The organism is Lactiplantibacillus sp. 30.2.29, from assembly GCF_018991255.1.
GTDB lineage: Bacteria > Bacillota > Bacilli > Lactobacillales > Lactobacillaceae > Lactiplantibacillus > Lactiplantibacillus pentosus.
Map to the genome: position 1 here is coordinate 1 of NZ_JAGYGU010000065.1, position 5,074 is coordinate 5,074.

Sequence of the window (5,074 nt, forward strand, 5' to 3'; positions counted from 1 at the left end):
CCTCAAAAAAGCCCCCGCTCACCCGAGCGAGGGCTCCCTTAATTCACAAAGGGCTATTTTTCAGTACCTTGGCCGTCCCATTCGCGTTCGATGATCGCCTTTAATTCACTGATTAAAGGTTCGCGAGGGTTTGCGGTCGTGCATTGGTCTTCATAGGCCAATTCGGCTAATTCGTCGACGGTGGCGTCAAAGTGCTTCTTTTCAACCCGGTTGGCTTTCAGGGATAAGGTGACATCCATTGAGTGAGCCAAGTCGATATAGGCTTTAACTAAGCTTTCCTTGAGTTCCTCGTCCGTCTTACCTGGTAACCCTAAGGCCCGGGCAATGTTGGCGTAGTCGGCTAAGGCAGTGTTGTGGTTGTACTTCGGCCACATTGCTAACTTGGTTGGAATCTCAGCATTGTAGCGCACAACTTGTGGGTAAGTGATGGCAATCGCTAACCCGTGTGGTAAGTTGAATTCCCCACCTAATTTATGCGCGATGGAGTGGTTAATTCCTAAGAAGGCGTTGGCAAAGGCCATCCCGGCTAAGGTTGACGCATTGTGCATCTTCTCACGGGCCTTCTTGTCGCCATCATAAGAAGTTTTCAAGTACTTGAAGGCTAATTGTAAGGCTTCAATTGACCAGCCACGCGTGTAGTCAGAGGCCATCGTTGAAACGTACGCTTCAGTAGCATGGGTGATGACATCCAGACCAGTCCAAGCAGTCGTGCGCTTTGGCACCGTTTCAACAAATTGTGGGTCAACGATGGCAATGTCTGGTTGCATTGCGTAGTCGGTGATTGGGTACTTAACGTGCGTCTTGGAGTCCGTAATAACGGCGTATGGCGTCACTTCAGAACCCGTCCCAGAAGTCGTCGGAATCCCAATATAGGTGACCTTTTCAGATACGGGAACTTTGTAGGTCCGTTTCCGAATATCCAAGAACTTCTGCTTAGCACCTAAGAAGGAAGCTTCTGGATGTTCATAGAAGAGCCACATTCCTTTGGCCGCGTCCATTGCGGAACCACCACCAAGGGCGATGATCGTATCTGGCTTGAAGGCCTTCATCCGTGCGACCCCTTTGTAAACCGTATCCGTCGATGGATTAGGTTCAACTTCAGAGAAGATATCGATATCGACCGGATCCGTCCGCTTGTTCAAGACAGCCGTTACACGGTCAGCGTAGCCAAATTCCACCATCCCAGGGTCACAAACTAGGAAAACCTTTTTAATCCCAGCCATGTGTTCCAAGTAGCGAACGGAATTGCGTTCGAAGTAGACTTTGGGAGGCATTTTGACCCATTGCATGTTATTACGCCGTTTTGCCACAGTTTTGATATTAATCAGATCCATATCCGTAACGTTATGAGAAATCGAGTTGCCACCATATGACCCCGTGCCCAGTGTTAATGAAGGTTCCATATTGTTGTAGATGTTTCCTAAACCACCTACTGAAGATGGTGTATTCACTAAGATCCGGCAAGCTGGCATTTGAAGGCCGAATTCCTTGACCAAATCATCATCAGTCGTGTGAATCCCAGCAGTATGGCCTAAACCACCATAATGAAGTAATTCATCGGCCCGTTTGAACGCAGCTTCATGTGAATCAGCCTTGTAAACGGTCAAAACTGGTGATAATTTTTCGCCAGATAATGGGTATTTGACCCCGACACCGTTGATTTCGGCAATCAAGACGCGGCAATCCTTAGCAACATCCTTTAATCCAGCCATTTGGGCAATTTCGTAAGCAGTCTTCCCAGCGACTGGCCCCCGAACCGTATGCCGGTTAGGATCGATAACGGCATCACTCAAAGCTTGAACGTCCTTAGGTTTAACATAGTAGCAACCGAGACGAATAAATTCTGCTTTGACTTCCGCATAAATTTCTTTATCAATAATGGCGCTGTTTTCAGAGGCACAGATCATCCCGTTATCAAACGTCTTGGATAACACAATGTCGTTAACGGCTTGCTTAATGTCAGCCGTCTTTTCAACGTAGGTCGGGCCGTTACCAGGGCCAACACCTAAGGCTGGTTTACCTGATGAGTAGGCCGCGGTAACCATGCTTGGACCACCAGTGGCTAAGATCGTTGCCACGTCGGTATGGTGCATCAACGCATCCGTCGCTTCAATACTTGGATGTTCGATATATAAAACGGCATCGGCAGGACCACCGGCAGCTTTGATGGCTTCACGCATCACATCAGCGGCCGCGGAACTACACTTCTGAGCTTGTGGATGGAAACCAAAGACGATCGTGTTACGCCCCTTCAAGGAGATCAAAGTCTTGAAGACTGTCGTTGAAGTTGGGTTCGTAACGGGAGTGACCCCGGCCACGATCCCGACTGGTTCAGCGATTTCCATTAGTTGTTCTTCATCGTCTTCTTTGATGACGCCAACGGTCTTGTCGTGGCGCATGCTGTTCCAAATATATTCACTGGCGTAGATGTTCTTGATGGCTTTATCTTCAACCACCCCACGGCCAGTTTCTTCAACGGCCAACTTGGCGAGTTTCATATGATTATCAAGTGCAGCGACTGCAACTTTTTCACATAGATCATCAATTTGTTCTTGTGTATACGATTTTAAAACGGCCAATGCTTTCTTTGAACGTTGAACTAACTGGTCTACTTCGTCGGTAACCTTGGTGGTTTGGTTCTTTTCTGTCTTAATCATGAAGTGCTTCCTCCATTTCAAATCCTTTGTGAATTAATTTACAAACCCCATTATAGCTATCCTTGCTCACAATGCAACAATAAATTATAAAATAATTGATTTTAAATCTATAAATAATAATGAAATTGCCTATTTAACGGCGTTTGTCACCAATAAAGTTTTTTCGATCGTTAAGTTCATTAATGAACAAGACAAACTAAAAAAGAATCGCGGTCACCGACGACTAACCTGTCGGACCACGATTCTTTTTAGTTATATAAATTGCGTCACCATGACATCAGTCGATGCCACCTGTTGGACCGCTTTAACGGACCACAATAACGGAGATTGGGGCTTTTCGTGCTAACCGGGGCCCAATTGCGCCCGAAATCTTAGAGTGAGCAAATTCCGTATCCGCACCGGTGACTAATAAGTCAGGTTTGAAGTCTGGAATCACTTGGTCCAAGATCACATCATCCACGTCGCCACCTTCATAAACCAGTGGTTCGACCCGTTTGACGCCACGTTGTTCAGCAAGCTGAACATATTCAGCGACGACTTCTTCAACGTGCTTACGCTTGGCTTGGATCTTCGACGGGGTCAGTGAATCAAAAATATTAATATCTTCGCTTTCCAGCACCGAGCAAATCCCCAGCGGTGCGTCGTAATCGCGGGCCAATGTCGTTGCGTAACGGAAGGCCCGTTCAGATGAAGTATTGTCGTCCTCATCAACGGTAAGCAGAATTCGTCGATAAACGAGTGGTTCTTGCATTTTTGAGTTTTCCATAGTAATCTCCTCGTCTCATTGAGTTGAATTGATATTGACCACTGTCATTATACCAGTTTCACACCCCTAACGGACGATTTCTCACCAGAGGCACACTCGCCGGCAGCTTAAATCATCGCCGCGGCTCAACACACGCCTGCTACTCCCTGGTTGACCCGCGACATCTGCTTGAAAACTACCATCGACTGCCAAACCAAACGGTACGCGAACGTCAATGTACCAATCACACTAGTCGCCTGATGCCACCGTCACGCCAGTATGCGCCTATTCCGACTTCTTCGGTAATGCCTGCAGTGTCTGCTTAAGCCAGTCAACGTAGTACGTCTCACGGCCGATCGCGTGTTGCAAGATCAAATAATGACCATAGTGTTGCTTCGCAGTCGCTGGTTTTGGAAACACGCTCTCGAGTCGATGCTGCAGGTGAGTCAGCTTGGCTGTGTGCAAGGTCAGTTGTTCGGTAAGCATCTCGCGCAAACGCGGATCTTGATTCGTTTGAATGAAATAGAGTTTTAAAATAAATTCGTCCTTAGTGGCCGTCAAATCCGGCGTGCCGATACTGATCCACTCATGGAGTAAATCGCGACCAGTTGTCGTCACGTGGTAGAGCTTCTTTTCCAACTTTTCGCCACTGACGGTGATTTCATGGGTCACGTAGCCCTGCTCTTCTAAGCGTTTTAATTGCGGATAAATTTGACTATGTTGGGCTTGCCAGAATTCCCCGATCTCATCATCAAAGGCCTTCGTCAGGTCGTAACCCGTTAACGGTTGTTGATTTAACAACCCTAGAATAATAAATTGCAACTTATTTTTTTGCGCCATTGGATATTCCTCCTTGACGATTCTTTGATAACAGTATACACTAACCTTGTTGATTAAAACATGTAATAATTTACACGTTTTAAATGACATATATTTTTAAAAGAAGGTAATTTAAATGACGAAAGAATTTAAAACGCTAGATGACTTCCTCGGCACCCACTTTATTTACACTTACGACAACGGTTGGGAATATGAATGGTACGCGAAAAACGACCACACCGTTGACTACCGGATTCACGGTGGCATGGTCGCCGGTCGGTGGGTCAAGGATCAAGAAGCGAACATCGTCATGTTGACACCCGGCATTTACAAAGTTGCCTGGACAGAACCAACTGGTACCGATGTCGCCCTTGACTTCTTGCCTAACGAAAACAAATTAAACGGGACGATTTTCTTCCCTAAGTGGGTCCAAGACCATCCTGAAATCACGGTCACGTTCCAAAACGAACACATTGATTTAATGGAACAGTCTCGTGAAAAGTACGCGACTTATCCAAAACTAGTTGTTCCAGAATTTGCCCACATCACTTACATGGGTGATGCTGGTCAAAATAACGAAGACGTCATCAGCGAAGCGCCTTACTCTGGTTTACCAGATGAAATCCGTGCTGGTAAGTACTTTGATGAAAACTATCACCGCGTAAACAAATAATGTTTCACGTGAAACATTGTAGGGAACAATTGGGTACAGTAGCGATAACGGGACTAAGCTTACCCGTAGCATCAGCCTTGCGACCCTAAGCACCAATTTTGCTGGTTAGAATCACTTGAGTTCTGCAGTCGACCTGCTTAGCAGTTATCCCGCTTGTTTCACACCCATAACGTCAACACC

General features: G+C 46.4%; 4 protein-coding genes. 1 reads left to right on the top strand and 3 read right to left on the bottom strand.

Translation table 11 applies throughout. The features are described 5' to 3' along the window. Nucleotides 1–53 precede the first annotated feature (53 nt). From adhE to KGF65_RS16315, 3 genes are all read right to left on the bottom strand, one after another. On the bottom strand, nt 54–2,657 hold the full coding sequence (adhE, locus tag KGF65_RS16305; protein ID WP_216748746.1) for a bifunctional acetaldehyde-CoA/alcohol dehydrogenase: 2,604 nt from the start codon (nt 2,655–2,657) through the stop codon (nt 54–56). 304 nt (nt 2,658–2,961) lie between these two features. Further along, the gene (locus KGF65_RS16310; RefSeq protein ID WP_050338074.1) at nt 2,962–3,423 is read right to left on the bottom strand and encodes a universal stress protein; all 462 of its coding nucleotides are present in this window, start codon (nt 3,421–3,423) and stop codon (nt 2,962–2,964) included. A gap of 264 nt (nt 3,424–3,687) precedes the next feature. Next, a complete protein-coding gene (locus tag KGF65_RS16315) occupies nt 3,688–4,242 on the bottom strand; it encodes a PadR family transcriptional regulator (protein WP_050338073.1) in 555 nt (184 codons plus the stop codon). A 115-nt stretch (nt 4,243–4,357) separates the two neighbouring features. Between KGF65_RS16315 and KGF65_RS16320 the strand changes: the two genes are divergently transcribed. After that, the gene (locus KGF65_RS16320) at nt 4,358–4,894 is read left to right on the top strand and encodes a phenolic acid decarboxylase (RefSeq protein WP_050338072.1); all 537 of its coding nucleotides are present in this window, start codon (nt 4,358–4,360) and stop codon (nt 4,892–4,894) included. The last annotated feature ends 180 nt before the right edge of the window (nt 4,895–5,074 follow it).